The sequence below is a fragment of the Pseudomonas sp. TNT2022 ID642 genome, from assembly GCF_028656995.1.
Lineage (GTDB): Bacteria > Pseudomonadota > Gammaproteobacteria > Pseudomonadales > Pseudomonadaceae > Aquipseudomonas.
On record NZ_JAMDGW010000008.1, the window covers coordinates 1 to 16,354 of the forward strand.

Below are 16,354 nucleotides of genomic sequence, written 5' to 3' on the forward strand. Positions count from 1 at the left end.
CTAAGTGGCCGTTACCGCAGGAATGGATATGTACCCAAAAAATATGTCGTTGCTGAAATCGATCCCCCTCACCCCAGCCCTCCCGAAACGTCGGACCGCCCCCAAGGGGGCGAGGGGGAAGGGAGCCGATCTTCATACAGTTCAAAATCTCAGCCCGGCTCGGTCAGTTGCTGAGAAACTCGGCTACTTTCTGCGCAGCACTGGCCAAATGCTGTTCATGGGTAAAACCTGAAGCCTTGAGCGGTTTCAAATCATGATCCCCGGCCACCAGCCAAAAAACCTTGATACTCGGCGATAACGTATACGCCTCAACCGCCTCCCGATTGCCCAGCGCATCCCGCTCCCCCTGCACAATCAACGTCCGCGTCTTCAAACCAGCCAAATGCTCAACCCGCGGCTTCTCCGGCTTCCCCACTGCATAAAACGGATACCCCAAACACACCAACGCATCGGCACCCAATTCGTCAGCCAATAGACTCGCCATCCGCCCACCCATGGACTTCCCGCCAACGGCCAAAACCCCAGCGACATGACGTCGCACTTCGCCATACACCTCACGCCAACATTCCTGCAATTTCCCCGCAGGATTCGGCGGCCGCTTCACCCCATCCACCCGCCGCTGCGCCATATAAGGAAACTCAAACCGCAACACGTTCACGCCCAGTGCAGCGAGGCGCCCAGCCATATCTGTCATCCACTCGCTATCCATCGGCGCCCCCGCACCGTGGGCGAGGATCAAGGTCGCAAACGCCTTACCCTCAGCGCCATCCCAAAGCCACCCATGATCACGCACGCACTGCGCCCATTGATCCCCGTCAATACTGGCCTTGTGCTGTTTGTCCATGCTTGCCTCGCTTTTAGTCTGCCTATAACTCCAGACGAAGGATTCGCCGCGTGTCTTGCGCGCGCTCACTTCGGCTGAACCGTGGATGGGGAACCATGAACACTTCTATCAGTACCGCCTACAACTACAAGGTGGTCCGCCAATTCGCCATTATGACGGTGGTGTGGGGCATCGTCGGCATGGGCCTCGGGGTTTTTCTCGCGGCCCAATTGGTCTGGCCCGAACTCAACTTCAATTTGCCCTGGACCAGTTTCGGCCGTCTGCGCCCGCTGCACACCAACGCGGTGATCTTCGCGTTCGGTGGCTGTGCGCTGTTCGCCAGTTCGTTCTACTCGGTGCAACGCACCTGCCAGACTCAGCTGTTTGCGCCGAAAATCGCCGCGTTCTGCTTCTGGGGCTGGCAACTGGTGATCCTGCTGGCGGCGATCAGCCTGCCACTGGGTTACACCAGCTCCAAGGAATACGCCGAGCTGGAATGGCCGATCGACATCCTGATCACCATCGTCTGGGTCGCCTACGCGATCGTGTTCTTCGGCACGATCATGCAGCGCAAGACCAAACACATTTATGTGGGCAACTGGTTCTTCGGCGCGTTCATCATCACTGTGGCGATTCTGCACATCGTCAACAACCTTGAGTTGCCGGTGAGTTTCACCAAGTCGTACTCGGTGTACGCCGGTGCAACCGACGCGATGGTGCAATGGTGGTACGGCCACAACGCCGTAGGCTTTTTCCTCACCGCCGGTTTCCTCGGGATGATGTACTACTTCGTGCCGAAACAGGCCGAGCGTCCGGTGTATTCGTATCGTCTGTCGATCGTGCACTTCTGGGCGCTGATCACCCTGTACATCTGGGCCGGCCCGCACCACTTGCACTACACCGCGCTGCCGGACTGGGCGCAGTCGCTGGGCATGGTGATGTCGCTGATCCTGCTGGCACCGAGCTGGGGCGGCATGATCAACGGCATGATGACCCTCTCGGGCGCCTGGCATAAGTTGCGCAGCGACCCGATCCTGCGCTTCCTCGTGGTCTCGCTGGCGTTCTACGGCATGTCGACCTTCGAAGGTCCGATGATGGCGATCAAAACCGTCAACGCCCTCTCCCACTACACCGACTGGACCATCGGCCACGTACACGCCGGCGCCCTCGGCTGGGTGGCGATGATTTCCATCGGCGCGCTGTACCACATGATCCCGAAAATCTTCGGCAAGGCGCAGATGCACAGCGTCGGCTTGATCAACGCGCACTTCTGGCTCGCGACCATCGGCACCGTGCTCTACATCGCTTCGATGTGGGTCAACGGCATCGCCCAGGGCCTGATGTGGCGCGCGGTGAACGAGGACGGCACGCTGACCTACTCCTTCGTCGAAACCCTGGTGGCCAGCCACCCAGGCTTCATCGTGCGGCTGATTGGTGGGGCGATCTTCCTCAGCGGCATGTTCCTGATGGCTTACAACACCTGGCGCACCGTGCGGGCCTCGCAGCCTGCTGACGTCGTCGCTGCCGCGCAGATGGCCTGAGGAGTCCGCCATGAAACACGAAACGATTGAAAAGAACGTCGGCCTGTTGATGTTGCTCATGGTGTTCGCCGTGAGCATCGGCGGCCTGACCCAGATCGTCCCGCTGTTCTTCCAGGACGTCACCAACAAACCGGTGGAAGGCATGAAGCCCTACACCGCGCTGCAACTGGAAGGCCGCGACATCTACATCCGCGAAGGCTGCGTCGGTTGCCACTCGCAGATGATCCGCCCGTTCCGCGCCGAAACCGAGCGCTACGGCCACTACTCGGTTGCGGGCGAAAGCGTTTGGGATCACCCGTTCCTGTGGGGGTCGAAACGTACCGGTCCGGATCTGGCCCGGGTCGGCGCGCGTTACTCGGATGACTGGCACCGCGCGCACTTGTACAACCCGCGCAACGTCGTACCGGAATCGAAAATGCCGGCCTACCCGTGGCTGGTTACGCAAGCGGTCGACAGCAGCCACACCGAAACCAAGCTCAAGACCATGCGCACCCTCGGCGTGCCGTATACCGACGACGACATCAGCGGCGCGGTGGCCAGCCTCAAGGGCAAGACCGAAATGGACGCCCTCGTTTCTTACCTGCAAGTGCTCGGCACTGCGATCAAGAGCAAGAGGTGAGCACGATGATCATTGAAATGAGTGCAGGCCTGATTCGCGGCCTCGGCACGGTCGTGGTGTTCGTCGCCTTCGTCGGTTTAACGCTTTGGGTATTCAACCGCAAGCGCACCCCGGAGTTTGCCGAAGCACGTCTGCTGCCGTTCGCCGATGAACCGCAACCCGACACTACCCAAGCACCTGAAACAAGGAGTACCCGGCCATGACCACCTTCTGGAGTACGTGGATCTGCGTACTGACCATCGGCAGCCTGATCGGCCTGACGTGGCTGCTGATCGGCACCCGCCGGGGCGAAACCAAGGGCAGCGTCGACCAGACCATGGGCCACAGCTTCGACGGCATCGAGGAGTACGACAACCCGCTGCCGCAGTGGTGGTTCATGCTGTTCGCCGGCACGCTGGTGTTTTCCGTGGGTTATCTGATCCTCTATCCGGGCCTGGGCAACTGGAAAGGCATCCTGCCGGGTTACGAGGATGGCTGGACCGGTGTGCACGAGTGGGAAAAGGAAATGAACAAGGCTGATGCCAAGTTCGGCCCGATCTTCGCCAAGTTCGCCGCCATGCCGGTGGAAGAAGTGGCGAAGGATCCGCAGGCGCTGAAAATGGGTGGCCGCTTGTTCGCCTCCAACTGCTCGGTGTGCCACGGTTCTGACGCCAAAGGTGCGTTCGGTTTCCCTAACCTCGCTGACAGCGACTGGCGCTGGGGCGGTGACGCCGACACCATCAAGACCACCATCATGGGTGGCCGGATGGCGGCGATGCCAGCCTGGGGCGAAGTGCTCGGCGAGGCCGGGGTGAAGAACGTTGCCGCGTATGTGCGTCACGAGCTGGCCGGTCTGCCATTGCCCGCCGACAGCAAGGCCGACCTGCAAGCCGGACAGCAGGCGTTCAGCACCACGTGCGTAGCCTGTCATGGGGCAACCGGCCACGGCACTGAAGCCATGGGTGCGCCGAATCTGACGCACCCGGCCGGGTTTATCTACGGCACCAGCCTGACGCAACTGGAACAGACCATTCGTCATGGTCGTCAGGGTCATATGCCGGCGCAGAACGAGCTGTTGGGCAACGACAAAGTGCAATTGCTCGCCGCTTATGTGTACAGTCTGTCGCACGGATTGCATACAGAAAAACTGATTACTGAAGACAACAAAAAGTAATCATTGCGTACACCTCTGCCGCACCTTTCTCGGTGCGGCAGCATCCTGCCCCTTTGCGACGCATTGTCGCACCCCTTCACACCCTCACCTTTCGGTTCCCCGGATTCGGGTCTACGCTTGCTCGATGCGGACTGGCCCGTGCCGGTTCCAGGTCGACCCCCGAGCGATGTGTTCGATGAATTGGCTGACAGACTCGCCGCAAAGGCCGGTAGATACCGGCTGTCGCGCCGATTGCCATTCATCAGCCGAACTGGCCGTTCGAACATACCTCGTTACAAGTGACCTGAACCCCTCGCTTTTTTCGTTCGCTGCGACATTTTGTCCGAGGCCGATTTTGTCCTTACGCGGCGCATGGAAAGGCCGCAGAATCAGCGTTGGAAAGCATTGACCCAGGTCATGGCGCGTTGCAATGACCCCCTGCTCTCTGCATACTTGCGGCCGATTTTAATCCTAATAAAATACCCAAACCGTGGAACCTTAGAATGAGCACAGCAATCAGTCCGACTGCTTATAACTATAAGGTAGTCCGCCAGTTCGCCATCATGACGGTGGTCTGGGGGATCCTTGGCATGGGGCTCGGTGTCTTCATCGCCTCGCAACTGGTCTGGCCGGAATTGAACTTCGGTCTGCCGTGGACGAGCTTTGGACGCCTGCGCCCGTTGCACACAAACCTGGTGATTTTCGCCTTCGGTGGTTGTGCACTATTTGCCACTTCCTACTATGTCGTGCAGCGAACCTGCCAGACGCGACTGATCTCCGACAGCCTCGCGGCCTTCACCTTCTGGGGCTGGCAAGCGGTCATCGTTGGCGCGATCATTACCTTGCCGCTGGGTTACACCACCACCAAGGAATACGCGGAACTGGAATGGCCGATCGCCATTTTGCTGGCCATTGTCTGGGTCACCTACGGTCTGGTGTTCTTCGGCACCATCACCAAGCGCAAAACCAAGCACATCTACGTGGGTAACTGGTTCTACGGTGCGTTCATCGTCGTCACGGCGATGCTGCACATCGTCAACCACATGTCGCTGCCGGTGAACCTGTTCAAGTCCTACTCCGCCTACTCGGGCGCGACCGATGCGATGATCCAGTGGTGGTACGGCCACAACGCGGTGGGCTTCTTCCTGACCACCGGGTTCCTCGGGATGATGTATTACTTCGTGCCGAAACAGGCCGAGCGTCCGATCTACTCCTATCGCCTGTCGATCGTGCACTTCTGGGCACTGATCACCCTGTACATCTGGGCCGGCCCGCACCACCTGCACTACACCGCCCTGCCGGATTGGGCACAATCGCTGGGCATGGCGATGTCGATCATCCTCCTGGCGCCAAGCTGGGGCGGCATGATCAACGGCATGATGACCCTGTCGGGCGCCTGGCATAAGCTGCGCACCGACCCGATCCTGCGTTTCCTCGTGGTCTCGCTGGCGTTCTACGGCATGTCGACCTTCGAAGGTCCGATGATGGCGATCAAGACCGTCAACTCGCTCTCGCACTACACCGACTGGACCATCGGCCACGTACACGCCGGCGCTCTCGGCTGGGTGGCAATGATCTCGATCGGCGCGATCTACCACATGATCCCGCGTCTGTTCGGCCGTGCGCAGATGCACAGCGTTGGCCTGATCAACGCGCACTTCTGGCTCGCGACCATCGGCACCGTGCTGTACATCGCGTCGATGTGGGTCAACGGCATCACTCAGGGCCTGATGTGGCGTGCAATCAACGACGACGGCACCCTCACCTACTCGTTCGTTGAAGCGCTGCAAGCCAGCCACCCGGGCTACATCGTCCGTGCGCTGGGCGGTGCATTCTTCGCCAGCGGCATGTTCCTGATGGCTTACAACGTGTGGCGCACCGTGCGCGCCTCGAACCCGGTTGAAGCTGAAGCCGCTGCCCAGATCGCTGTCGTTGGAGCTCACTGATGAAGCATGAAGCTGTCGAGAAGAATATTGGCCTGCTGGCCTTCTTCATGGTCATCGCCGTCAGCGTTGGCGGCCTGACCCAAATCGTTCCGCTGTTTTTCCAGGACGTCACCAACAAGCCGGTCGAAGGCATGAAGCCGCGTTCGGCACTGGAACTGGAAGGCCGCGACGTTTACATCGCCAACGGCTGTGTCGGCTGCCACTCGCAGATGATCCGACCGTTCCGCGCCGAAACCGAACGCTATGGCCACTACTCGGTCGCCGGTGAAAGCGTCTGGGATCACCCGTTCCTGTGGGGTTCCAAACGTACCGGTCCGGATCTGGCTCGCGTCGGTGGTCGTTACTCCGATGACTGGCAACGTGCGCACTTGTACAACCCGCGCAACGTGGTGCCTGAGTCGAAAATGCCGGCTTACCCGTTCCTCGTGGAAAACAAGCTCGACGGCAAGGAAACCGCCAAGAAAATGGAGGTTTTGCGCACCCTCGGCGTCCCTTACACCGACGAAGACATCGCCGGTGCTCAGGATGCCGTGAAGGGCAAAACCGAAATGGACGCGCTGGTGGCCTATCTGCAAGGCCTGGGCACCATCATCAAAAGCAAACGGTGATCTGGATGGATATCGGGATGATTCGTGGCCTGGGCACCGTTGTTGTGATGGTGGCCTTCATCGGTCTGGCGCTGTGGGTGTTCAGCCCCAAGCGCAAGTCGGAGTTTGAAGACGCGACCTTGTTGCCTTTTGCGGATGATCCCGAAGCCATCAAGCACGTCGAGCAAGCTTCTAGGAGTAACAAAGAATGACTACATTCTGGAGTCTGTACGTCACAGTCCTCAGTCTCGGTACGATCTTCGCGCTGACCTGGCTGCTGCTGTCGACCCGCAAGGGCCAGCGCAGCGAACAGACGGACGAGACGGTCGGGCACTCCTTCGACGGGATCGAGGAGTACGACAACCCACTGCCGAAATGGTGGTTCATGCTGTTTGTCGGCACCATCATTTTTGCCCTGGGTTACCTGGTGCTATACCCGGGTCTGGGCAACTGGAAAGGCCTGCTGCCGGGCTACAACTACCTTGACAACGACAAGCAGACCGCGTTCGCCAACGGCCAGACCGGCTGGACCGGCGTGCACGAGTGGGAAAAGGAAATGGCTCGCTCGGACGCCAAATTCGGTCCGATCTTCGCCAAGTTTGCCGCCATGCCGATCGAAGAAGTGGCCAAGGATCCGCAAGCACTGAAAATGGGTGGCCGTCTGTTCGCCTCCAACTGCTCGGTGTGCCACGGTTCCGACGCCAAGGGCGCCTACGGTTTCCCTAACCTGACCGACGCCGACTGGCGCTGGGGCGGCGAGCCGGAAACCATCAAGACCACCATCATGGGCGGTCGTCACGCAGTGATGCCGGCCTGGGCTGAAGTCATCGGTGAGCAAGGCGTTGCCGACGTGGCAGCGTTTGTCGTGACCAACCTGGATGGGCGCAAACTGCCGGAAGGCACCAAGGCTGATCCGGCCAACGGTGGCAAACTGTTCGCCGCCAACTGCGTGGCCTGCCACGGACCGGCCGGCAAGGGCACACCCGCCATGGGCGCGCCTGACCTGACCCACCCGGGTGCGTTCATCTACGGTTCGAGCTTCGCGCAGCTGCAGCAGACCATCCGTTACGGCCGTCAGGGCCAGATGCCGGCGCAGGAACAATTGCAAGGCAACGACAAGGTGCACCTGCTGGCGGCGTATGTTTACAGCCTGTCCCACGGTGAAAAAGCACCGGAGGCGAACGCCGAATAAGGCCAACGCTTGAAACAAAAAAGGCTCCGCCAATGTTGATTGGCGGGGCCTTTTTTTTCATGCCTTGAAACGTTTGCTCAATAGACCTGAACAGGAGTCCCCTGTAGGTTTTTCCCACCCCGATGAGCAGCATCGGGTCAACCTTCAAGGATGAAGCCTACATGTCAAAAAATGACGAAAACACACTGCCAAAACGTTTGCAGCCCCGCCCTGATCACCAAGTGACGCCGGTAAAAACGCCTGAGGCGCCCGCACGCTCAGCATCGCCCGACACCGTGAGCCATCCAGGCAACGGAGGCGGTCTGGACGGTCTCGGCGGCGGGCGATTGCCCTGACACGGGGCAGCAAAACACAGCGAACATTTGCCCAATACCCTGCGCCTCTGCCGTTTGGCAGGGGCGCTTTCGCCGGTGCCGTTATGACAGTGATAAACCGATCGTCCGCAATCCACCTTTTCGATTGCCGCGCAAACTCCCAGGTAGTAACGTTTCTACACTCGAATCACTGGAGGCCGAAAATCATGGCCATCACGACCATTTCCAGCCGCGAATTCAACCAGGACACCAGTGCTGCCAAAAAAGCCACGCATCAGGGTCCGGTCGTCATTACCGATCGTGGCAAGCCTGCCCATGTGCTGCTGAGCATCGAGGAGTACCAGAAACTGACCGGTAGCCAGACCAGCATCGTCGATCTTCTGGTCATGCCGAATGCGCCTGACATCGAATTCGAACCCGAGCGCGCCGTCATCTCCCCTCGTAGCGTGGATCTGTCTTGATGTTTCTACTTGATACCAATGTGGTTTCCGAACTGCGAAAACCCCAAGCCGACCCGCAAGTGGTGACATGGGCAAACAGCGTCGTCCCGGCCAGCCTGTACCTGTCTGCAATCACCATACTGGAGTTGGAAACCGGAATTTTGCGCATTGAACGCCGCGACCCACCGCAAGGAGGGATGCTGCGTCATTGGCTCGAGCGTCACGTCAAACCAGCATTCTCGGGAAGGATCCTCTCGGTCGATACCGTCGTCGCCACTCGATGCGCTCAGTTGCACGTCCCTGATCGCAGCAATGAATGCGACGCCTTGATCGCCGCCACCGCACTTGTACATGGCCTGACCCTGGTCACCCGTAACGTTGCGGATTTTCAACTCAGCGGCGTTCATCTGATCAACCCATGGCTCGCTGCCAATAACTGATGGTAAAAAGCCCCCGCCAGATCACGGGCAGGGGCTTTTTTCATGGGCGTCTGGCAAAGATTGAATGCACCGTCGCTGTATCGATCAGCTTACGGTTCTGCCACTGGTTGTTCTCCACCAAGGAAATTTCCAGCCGCTTGCGATCCTCGGTGAAGCTCGCAATCAGATACGTTTGCTGAGACGTACTGCCACTCAGATACATCGGCACGCTCCCCTCCCAATACATGTCACCTCCTTCGGTATGCAAATGACCGGCAAAAATTGCCGTGACTTGATACTTGTTGATCATGTCGTAGAAACGTTTTTGTTGCGCCCGGGTACCTTTGTGTTTCAAAGGTTTGTGCATATTGATGATGATGGCATAACCCGAGGCTCGCGCCAGTCTGAGGTCCGTTTCGAGCCAGTCCAGTGCATCGTTGATTTCAAACGTCGTCGGGTTCAGCGGGTGAGAAATCCGGGTAGTGTAAGTCGGTTCGTTATTGAGTTGAACCATATGCACTTCACCGATATTTTTTGAATAGGCGAGACTGCCCGAATAGGTTTTACTCAAAAAACCACTGGTGATTTTCAGATCAAAGCTGTCGACTTTGCCTTCATGATGTTCTTTAAACTCGACGATACTTCCCGCCGCACAGCTATTACTAAAACAATCATCAACATTGTTTTCATAATCGTGATTACCCAAGCCGTAGAGATAATCACCCTTGAAGTGCTTATCCAGTAAATCCTTCATGAACGACCGCTGCCACCCATGGCCAAAAGCGGTTATATCGCCGTTGATCATCACTGGCACCTGGGCTTGTGAGCCATGCTGATTTCTGAAATCGGCAATACTTTCAAGCTGAGTATCAACCAGCCACTTCGAGCGAATATCGAATTCCGAATCGGATTCGGGTTCCCGGCTATCTGTCTTGTCTGTCCACGGGTATTGCGTATCTGACGCAAAAACCATGTGTTTCGGGATGCCCGTTACAGCCTGAGCGGAAGAGACCGAAGTCAACAAACAAACACTCAGCACAACACCTGCCAACTTATTAAAAGCCATTCTTGAAATTCCATTTAAATTAATCAATTGCACGCGAATAACATTTCACGAAAACAGAACTTATTCGAAAAAACAGAAAACCTCAAAGCGCAAACCAAGAACAATCAAGTAGATATATTTCAGTCGCAGTGAACCTGCGGCACGTTTGAAGTTCAGTTTTAAACACTCATGCGGCAACTACTGCAATTGAAACCTGAAGATCGCACCGTCCCTGCCCCCTCAAGTCGGTTGATTTTTTTAAGCTTGCGATGGCAATGGCATCGAAACGATCATCCCCTGATGCAATGGATTAGCCGCCACGCCAAAAGCGTCCATACTCAACAAGTCAATTGACCTGCATCATGCTTTGCTGCATTCGCTACACCATTAACGATTTTTACCCAACGCGACCAAAGGTCGCACCCTTGATCTAGAGCGACAGGCGTATCATTGCGCCACTGCAACGCCCTTTCTGACCGCGGTCGGCACGTATCGACCGAGGCATTTTTCCACTGCCGTGGGATGCAATGATGAGCAACCAGATTCCGGTACACGACGTCACACCACCGAGCAAAAACGCGAACAACAGCGTTGATCTTTACGCCTCACGAGAAAAAATCTACACCCGCGCTTTTACCGGCCTGTTCCGCAATCTGCGGATGATGGGCGGCGCGGCATTGTTCCTGCTGTATTTCGGAACGGTATGGCTGAACTGGGGCGGCCACCAAGCTGTGTGGTGGAACCTGCCGGAGCGCAAGTTCTTCATTTTCGGCGCGACCTTCTGGCCACAGGATTTCATTCTGCTGTCAGGCCTGTTGATCATTGCCGCCTTCGGCCTGTTCTTCATCACTGTGTATGCCGGGCGCGTCTGGTGCGGTTACACCTGCCCGCAAAGCGTGTGGACGTGGATTTTCATGTGGTGCGAGAAGGTCACTGAGGGCGACCGCAACCAGCGCATCAAGCTCGACAAGGCGCCGATGAGCGGCAACAAGTTTCTGCGTAAAGCCGCCAAGCACGCGCTGTGGCTGTTGATTGGTTTCGTCACTGGCATGACCTTCGTCGGCTACTTCTCGCCGATTCGCGAACTGGTCTTCGAGTTCTTCACCGGCCAGGCCGATGGCTGGTCGTATTTCTGGGTCGGTTTCTTCACCCTCGCCACTTACGGTAACGCCGGTTGGTTGCGCGAGCAGGTGTGCATCTACATGTGTCCTTATGCACGATTCCAGAGCGTGATGTTCGACAAGGACACGCTGATTGTTTCCTACGACCCGCGTCGCGGTGAAAGCCGTGGCCCGCGCAAGAAAGGTATCGATTACAAGGCTCAGGGCCTGGGCGATTGCATCGATTGCACGATGTGCGTTCAGGTCTGCCCGACCGGCATCGACATCCGCGACGGCCTGCAAATCGAGTGCATCGGCTGCGCCGCGTGCATCGACGCCTGCGACAGCATCATGGACAAAATGGACTACCCGCGCGGACTGATCAGCTACACCACCGAACACAACCTGTCCGGGCAGAAAACCCATAAACTGCGGCCACGCCTGATCGGCTACGCCGTGGTGTTGCTGGCGATGATCAGCCTGCTGGTCACCGCATTTTTCATGCGCTCGCTGGTCGGTTTCGACGTCAGCAAGGACCGCGTGCTGTACCGCGAGAACGCCGAAGGCCGGATCGAAAACGTCTACAGCCTGAAGATCATGAACAAGGATCAGCGCGACCACACCTACGTGCTGGAAGCCAGCGGTTTGCCGGACCTGCGCCTGCAAGGCAAACGCGAGATCAAGGTCGCGGCAGGCGATATCGTCAGCATGCCGGTCGAGTTGTCGAGCGCACCGGAACAACTGCCATCGAGCACCAACGAGGTGAAATTCCTCCTCAAGGATGCCGATGACGACAGCGTCCACGTTGAAGCCAAGAGCCGATTCATCGGCCCACAAATCCGTTGAGAGAACTGAACATGCCCGCAGCAAACGCCGCAAGTCCCTGGTACAAGCACCTTTGGCCATGGATCATCATCGGGATTCTGGCCTGTTCGGTGACCCTGACCCTGTCCATGGTGACCATCGCGGTGAACAACCCGGACAACCTGGTCAACGACAACTACTACGAGGCCGGTAAAGGCATCAACCGTTCGCTGGACCGTGAGTTGTTGGCGCAGAATCTGAAGATGCGCGCGGCTGTGCATCTTGATGGCGTCACTGGCGAGGTCGATCTGCGCTTGAGCGGTGACAGCCAACCGAAGACGCTGGAATTGAATTTGATCTCGCCGACGCAGCCGGAGAAGGATCGCAAGATCGTCCTGACTCGCAGCGAGACTGAAACGGGCCGCTACATTGGGCAATTGGGTGACAAGGTTGAAGGTCGCCGGTTTGTTGAATTGCTCGGCAGTCAGGATGACCATGTGTGGCGCATGTTCGAAGAAGAACTGGTCAGCCATGACAAGGATCTGCTGCTGGGTGATGAACCGCTGCAAGGTGCCGAAGACTTGAAGAAGTAAACAACTTCAAAAGCCCCCTCACCCTAGCCCTCTCCCCCAGGAGAGGGAACTGATCTCGAGCGTTTGCACGTTTTGTGTATGACAGTGAAAATCCAGGCGACTGAGCCTGTTTTCAGGCTCACACCGATCGGCTCTTTCTCCCTCCGGGAGAGGGGGCTGATCTCGAGCGTTTGCACGTTTTGTGTATGACAGTGAAAATCCAGGCTCACACCGATCGGCTCCCTCTCCCTCCGGGAGAGGGCTGGGGTGAGGGCAAGCGGACAACCCCAATGCAAGGGCTTACCCCCTCAACGATGCCATGACCACCCCACTGCCCTGCTACCACTGCGCCCTGCCCGTCCCGTCCGGCAGCCGCTTCACCGCTGTCGTACTCGGGGAGTCCCGCGAGTTCTGCTGCCCGGGCTGTCAGGCCGTGGCCGAAGCCATCGTCGCCGGAGGTCTGGAAAGCTACTACCAACACCGCAGCGAAGCCTCGGCCAACCCCGAAGCATTGCCGGTGCAACTGACCGACGAACTGGCGCTGTACGACCGCGCCGATGTCCAGCAACCCTTCGTCCGCCACGAAGGCGAACTGGCCGAAACCACCCTGTTGATGGAAGGCATCAGTTGCGCCGCGTGTGGCTGGCTGATCGAAAAACACCTGCGCACGCTGCCTGCCGTGGCCGAGGCGCGGCTGAACCTGTCCAACCATCGTTTGCACGTACGCTGGGCCGATGCGCAATTGCCGCTGAGCCAAGTGCTCGCCGAACTGCGCCACATCGGCTACGCCGCCCACCCGTATCAGGCCGATCGCGCCAGCGAACAGCTGGCCAGCGAAAACCGCCTCGCTTTGCGCCAGCTCGGCGTCGCCGGCCTGCTGTGGTTTCAGGCAATGATGGCGACGATGGCCACCTGGCCGGAATTCAACATCGACCTCAGCCCCGAGCTGCATACGATTCTGCGCTGGGTCGCCCTGTTCCTGACCACACCGATCGTGTTCTACAGCTGCGCGCCGTTCTTCAAAGGCGCCATGCGCGATCTGCGCACGCGCCACCTGACCATGGATGTTTCGGTGTCGCTGGCGATCGGCAGTGCCTACATTGCCGGGATCTGGACCTCGATCACCGGCGTTGGCGAGCTGTATTTCGATGCGGTCGGGATGTTTGCGTTGTTCCTGCTCGCCGGCCGCTATCTCGAACGTCGTGCCCGCGAACGCACGGCCGCCGCCACCGCGCAATTGGTCAATCTGTTGCCTGCCTCTTGCCTGCGTCTTGATGCAGCCGGCCAGAGCGAACGCATCCTGCTCAGCGAGCTGCGTCTCGGCGAGCGGATTCTGGTGCAGGCCGGCTCGATTCTGCCGGCGGATGGCAAAATCATCGACGGCCAGTCGAGCATCGACGAATCGCTGCTCACCGGTGAATACCTGCCGCAACCGCGCATGCCGGGCGATTCGGTCACCGCCGGCACGCTCAATGTTGAAGGCGCGCTGACCGTGGAAGTTCAGGCGCTGGGACAAGACACGCGCCTGTCCGCCATCGTTCGCTTGCTCGACCGCGCCCAGGCAGAAAAACCGCGACTGGCAGAAATCGCCGACCGTGCCGCGCAATGGTTTTTGCTGTTATCGCTGATCGCGGCGGCCGCCATCGGCCTGCTCTGGTGGGAGCTGGATTCGTCGCGAGCATTCTGGATTGTCCTCGCCATGCTGGTTGCCACCTGCCCGTGCGCGCTGTCGCTGGCAACGCCGACCGCCCTCACCGCCGCCACCGGCACCCTGCACAAACTCGGTTTGCTGCTGACGCGCGGCCATGTGCTGGAAGGTTTGAATCAGATCGACACAGTGATCTTCGACAAGACCGGCACCCTCACCGAAGGCCGACTGGTGCTGCGCTCGATTCGTCCACTCGGCGCGCGCGACAGCGATGAATGCCTGAGCCTCGCCGCCGCGCTGGAAAACCGTTCGGAACACCCGATTGCCCGCGCTTTCGGCCGTGCCCCGCTGGCCGCTGAAGAGGTCCACAGCACGCCGGGGCTTGGCCTTGAAGGCTTGGTGGGTGGGCAGCGTTTGCGCATCGGCCAGGCGGAATTTGTCTGCGCCCTCAGCGGCGCTGCAACACCGTCGATGCCGGACGAGGCCGGCCAATGGTTGCTGCTCGGCGACACTCAAGGGCCACTGGCGTGGTTCGTCCTCGACGATCGCCTGCGTGACGACGCACCAGCCTTGCTCGCTGCGTGCAAGGCTCGTGGCTGGCGTACGCTGTTGTTGTCCGGCGACAGCTCGCCGATGGTCGCCAGTGTGGCGGCGGAACTGGGCATCGATGAAGCTCGCGGCGGTTTGCGTCCGGACGACAAACTGCAAGTCTTGCAACAACTGCACAAGGAAGGTCGCAAAGTGCTGATGCTCGGCGACGGCGTCAACGATGTGCCGGTGCTCGCGGCGGCCGACATCAGCGTGGCCATGGGTTCGGCCACCGATCTGGCGAAAACCAGCGCCGATGCGGTGCTATTGTCGAACCGCCTCGACGCGTTGGTCCAAGCCTTCAGCCTCGCGCGGCGCACCCGTCGGGTCATCATCGAGAACCTGCTGTGGGCGGCGCTGTACAATGGCCTCATGTTGCCGTTCGCCGCCCTCGGCTGGATCACTCCGGTGTGGGCCGCCGTCGGCATGTCGATCAGTTCGTTGACCGTGGTGCTCAATGCCTTGCGTCTGACTCGCCTGCCGAGTCAGGCGCCCGCCAGCACCCGATCGCAAACCCGCCCGCTGCCGGCCTGAGCCGCGCGGGCGCCTGGAGTACAGATGCCAGCTCTCTACGTGATGATCCCGGCCGCCCTGCTGATCGTGGCCATCGCCGTTTACATCTTCTTCTGGGCAGTGGACAGCGGTCAGTACGACGACCTCGACGGCCCGGCGCACAGCATCCTGTTCGATGATCAGGATCCGAACCACACCGCCGCCGTGGACGAAGCCAACACCAACAAACCGGACGACAAGGCCCCACCCCATGCTTGAACTGGCGCCCTTGCTGGTCTCGGCATTGATCCTCGGCCTGCTCGGTGGCGGTCATTGCCTGGGCATGTGCGGCGGCTTGATGGGCGCACTGACTCTGGCGATTCCCAAGGAACAGCGCAGTCGACGCTTTCGTTTGCTGCTGGCGTACAACCTGGGACGGATCCTCAGTTATGCCACCGCCGGATTGCTGATTGGCCTTGCAGGCTGGGCGGTCGCGAACAGCCCAGCCGCATTGTTCATGCGTGTGCTGGCAGGGTTGTTGCTGATCGCCATGGGTTTGTATCTGGCCGGATGGTGGAGCGGGCTGACGCGCATTGAAAGCCTCGGGCGCGGTCTGTGGCGTTACATTCAGCCGGTGGCCAATCGCTTGTTGCCAGTATCGAGTTTGCCCCGCGCATTGCTGCTTGGCGCATTGTGGGGCTGGCTGCCGTGCGGGCTGGTTTACAGCACGTTGCTGTGGTCGGCGAGTCAGGGCAATGCGCTGGACAGTGCGTTGTTGATGCTCGCTTTTGGTCTAGGCACCTGGCCGGTATTGCTCGCCACGGGCCTTGCGGCAGAACGCGTCACCGCCATTTTGCGCAAACGCAGCGTGCGTATGGCGGGTGGATTGCTGGTGATCCTGTTCGGGATATGGACATTGCCCGGGCCGCATCAACATTGGCTCATGGGCCATTAAGATCAAAAGATCGCAGCCTTCGGCAGCTCCTACCTTTGGAATGCGTTTCCCTGTAGGAGCTGCCGAAGGCTGCGATCTTTTGATCTTATGCTGTTGATGCAAATCAACAGCCCCATCGCCGCACCCCGATAGACTCG

General features: G+C 59.1%; 17 protein-coding genes. 15 read left to right on the forward strand and 2 right to left on the reverse strand.

Translation table 11 applies throughout. The features are described from left to right. Positions 1–163: 163 nt before the first annotated feature. The gene (locus M5G26_RS09705; protein ID WP_273915175.1) at positions 164–844 is read right to left on the reverse strand and encodes an alpha/beta family hydrolase; all 681 of its coding nucleotides are present in this window, start codon (positions 842–844) and stop codon (positions 164–166) included. Positions 845–939: 95 nt separating this feature from the next. Here M5G26_RS09705 and ccoN (M5G26_RS09710) point away from each other — a divergent pair, with 95 nt between their 5' ends. From ccoN (M5G26_RS09710) to M5G26_RS09755, 10 genes are all read left to right on the forward strand, one after another. Further along, on the forward strand, positions 940–2,364 hold the full coding sequence (ccoN, locus tag M5G26_RS09710) for a cytochrome-c oxidase, cbb3-type subunit I (RefSeq protein ID WP_122597583.1): 1,425 nt from the start codon (positions 940–942) through the stop codon (positions 2,362–2,364). Positions 2,365–2,374: 10 nt separating this feature from the next. Then, positions 2,375–2,983, forward strand: a complete 609-nt coding sequence (gene ccoO / locus M5G26_RS09715; protein ID WP_003223389.1) for a cytochrome-c oxidase, cbb3-type subunit II — start codon at positions 2,375–2,377, stop codon at positions 2,981–2,983. A 5-nt stretch (positions 2,984–2,988) separates the two neighbouring features. Further along, positions 2,989–3,186: a cbb3-type cytochrome oxidase subunit 3 gene (locus tag M5G26_RS09720; protein ID WP_038365514.1), complete on the forward strand. Its 198-nt coding sequence runs from the start codon at positions 2,989–2,991 to the stop codon at positions 3,184–3,186. Continuing rightward, positions 3,183–4,136, forward strand: coding sequence for a cytochrome-c oxidase, cbb3-type subunit III (gene ccoP, locus M5G26_RS09725; RefSeq protein WP_273915177.1), 954 nt, complete (start codon positions 3,183–3,185; stop codon positions 4,134–4,136). The genes M5G26_RS09720 and ccoP (M5G26_RS09725) overlap by 4 nt, the downstream gene beginning before the upstream one ends. A gap of 482 nt (positions 4,137–4,618) precedes the next feature. Further along, positions 4,619–6,061: a cytochrome-c oxidase, cbb3-type subunit I gene (ccoN, locus tag M5G26_RS09730; RefSeq protein WP_034152833.1), complete on the forward strand. Its 1,443-nt coding sequence runs from the start codon at positions 4,619–4,621 to the stop codon at positions 6,059–6,061. Beyond that, a complete protein-coding gene (gene ccoO / locus M5G26_RS09735) occupies positions 6,061–6,669 on the forward strand; it encodes a cytochrome-c oxidase, cbb3-type subunit II (protein WP_007917161.1) in 609 nt (202 codons plus the stop codon). The genes ccoN (M5G26_RS09730) and ccoO (M5G26_RS09735) overlap by 1 nt, the downstream gene beginning before the upstream one ends. 5 nt (positions 6,670–6,674) lie before the next feature. Continuing rightward, positions 6,675–6,860 (forward strand): CcoQ/FixQ family Cbb3-type cytochrome c oxidase assembly chaperone, encoded by a 186-nt coding sequence (locus M5G26_RS09740; protein ID WP_003175465.1) that lies wholly within the window; start codon positions 6,675–6,677, stop codon positions 6,858–6,860. After that, the gene (gene ccoP / locus M5G26_RS09745; protein WP_007917163.1) at positions 6,857–7,840 is read left to right on the forward strand and encodes a cytochrome-c oxidase, cbb3-type subunit III; all 984 of its coding nucleotides are present in this window, start codon (positions 6,857–6,859) and stop codon (positions 7,838–7,840) included. Before M5G26_RS09740 ends, ccoP (M5G26_RS09745) begins: the two co-directional genes overlap by 4 nt. A gap of 520 nt (positions 7,841–8,360) precedes the next feature. Further along, positions 8,361–8,615 (forward strand): type II toxin-antitoxin system Phd/YefM family antitoxin, encoded by a 255-nt coding sequence (locus M5G26_RS09750; protein WP_273915179.1) that lies wholly within the window; start codon positions 8,361–8,363, stop codon positions 8,613–8,615. Beyond that, complete coding sequence (locus M5G26_RS09755; protein WP_150694867.1) at positions 8,615–9,034, forward strand: type II toxin-antitoxin system VapC family toxin; 420 nt, start codon at positions 8,615–8,617, stop codon at positions 9,032–9,034. Before M5G26_RS09750 ends, M5G26_RS09755 begins: the two co-directional genes overlap by 1 nt. A 40-nt stretch (positions 9,035–9,074) precedes the next feature. Here M5G26_RS09755 and M5G26_RS09760 read toward each other — a convergent pair whose 3' ends face one another. Further along, positions 9,075–10,079: a metallophosphoesterase family protein gene (locus tag M5G26_RS09760; protein ID WP_273915180.1), complete on the reverse strand. Its 1,005-nt coding sequence runs from the start codon at positions 10,077–10,079 to the stop codon at positions 9,075–9,077. Positions 10,080–10,588: 509 nt separating this feature from the next. Here M5G26_RS09760 and ccoG point away from each other — a divergent pair. The 5 genes from ccoG (at position 10,589) to M5G26_RS09785 (ending at position 16,217) form a co-directional block, all read left to right on the forward strand. Then, positions 10,589–12,004, forward strand: a complete 1,416-nt coding sequence (gene ccoG, locus M5G26_RS09765; RefSeq protein WP_122597590.1) for a cytochrome c oxidase accessory protein CcoG — start codon at positions 10,589–10,591, stop codon at positions 12,002–12,004. Between the two features lie 11 nt (positions 12,005–12,015). Next, complete coding sequence (locus M5G26_RS09770) at positions 12,016–12,555, forward strand: FixH family protein (protein ID WP_016985336.1); 540 nt, start codon at positions 12,016–12,018, stop codon at positions 12,553–12,555. A 298-nt stretch (positions 12,556–12,853) separates the two neighbouring features. Continuing rightward, entirely contained in the window at positions 12,854–15,304 is a 2,451-nt protein-coding gene (locus M5G26_RS09775) for a heavy metal translocating P-type ATPase (protein ID WP_273915181.1), read from the forward strand. Positions 15,305–15,328: 24 nt separating this feature from the next. Then, complete coding sequence (gene ccoS, locus M5G26_RS09780) at positions 15,329–15,541, forward strand: cbb3-type cytochrome oxidase assembly protein CcoS (RefSeq protein ID WP_273915182.1); 213 nt, start codon at positions 15,329–15,331, stop codon at positions 15,539–15,541. Beyond that, positions 15,534–16,217, forward strand: coding sequence for a sulfite exporter TauE/SafE family protein (locus M5G26_RS09785; protein ID WP_016984739.1), 684 nt, complete (start codon positions 15,534–15,536; stop codon positions 16,215–16,217). Before ccoS ends, M5G26_RS09785 begins: the two co-directional genes overlap by 8 nt. The last annotated feature ends 137 nt before the right edge of the window (positions 16,218–16,354 follow it).

Excerpts from the sequence above, each read along its gene's own strand:
- M5G26_RS09760 (WP_273915180.1), bottom strand. The coding sequence starts at position 10,079 with ATGGCTTTTAATAAGTTGGCAGGTGTTGTGCTGAGTGTTTGTTTGTTG.
- M5G26_RS09755 (WP_150694867.1), top strand. The coding sequence starts at position 8,615 with ATGTTTCTACTTGATACCAATGTGGTTTCCGAACTGCGAAAACCCCAA.
- ccoG (WP_122597590.1), top strand. The coding sequence starts at position 10,589 with ATGAGCAACCAGATTCCGGTACACGACGTCACACCACCGAGCAAAAAC.
- ccoN (WP_122597583.1), top strand. The coding sequence starts at position 940 with ATGAACACTTCTATCAGTACCGCCTACAACTACAAGGTGGTCCGCCAA.
- ccoP (WP_273915177.1), top strand. The coding sequence starts at position 3,183 with ATGACCACCTTCTGGAGTACGTGGATCTGCGTACTGACCATCGGCAGC.
- M5G26_RS09720 (WP_038365514.1), top strand. The coding sequence starts at position 2,989 with ATGATCATTGAAATGAGTGCAGGCCTGATTCGCGGCCTCGGCACGGTC.
- ccoN (WP_034152833.1), top strand. The coding sequence starts at position 4,619 with ATGAGCACAGCAATCAGTCCGACTGCTTATAACTATAAGGTAGTCCGC.
- M5G26_RS09705 (WP_273915175.1), bottom strand. The coding sequence starts at position 844 with ATGGACAAACAGCACAAGGCCAGTATTGACGGGGATCAATGGGCGCAG.
- M5G26_RS09770 (WP_016985336.1), top strand. The coding sequence starts at position 12,016 with ATGCCCGCAGCAAACGCCGCAAGTCCCTGGTACAAGCACCTTTGGCCA.
- ccoS (WP_273915182.1), top strand. The coding sequence starts at position 15,329 with ATGCCAGCTCTCTACGTGATGATCCCGGCCGCCCTGCTGATCGTGGCC.
- M5G26_RS09785 (WP_016984739.1), top strand. The coding sequence starts at position 15,534 with ATGCTTGAACTGGCGCCCTTGCTGGTCTCGGCATTGATCCTCGGCCTG.
- ccoO (WP_003223389.1), top strand. The coding sequence starts at position 2,375 with ATGAAACACGAAACGATTGAAAAGAACGTCGGCCTGTTGATGTTGCTC.
- M5G26_RS09750 (WP_273915179.1), top strand. The coding sequence starts at position 8,361 with ATGGCCATCACGACCATTTCCAGCCGCGAATTCAACCAGGACACCAGT.
- ccoO (WP_007917161.1), top strand. The coding sequence starts at position 6,061 with ATGAAGCATGAAGCTGTCGAGAAGAATATTGGCCTGCTGGCCTTCTTC.
- ccoP (WP_007917163.1), top strand. The coding sequence starts at position 6,857 with ATGACTACATTCTGGAGTCTGTACGTCACAGTCCTCAGTCTCGGTACG.
- M5G26_RS09740 (WP_003175465.1), top strand. The coding sequence starts at position 6,675 with ATGGATATCGGGATGATTCGTGGCCTGGGCACCGTTGTTGTGATGGTG.
- M5G26_RS09775 (WP_273915181.1), top strand. The coding sequence starts at position 12,854 with ATGACCACCCCACTGCCCTGCTACCACTGCGCCCTGCCCGTCCCGTCC.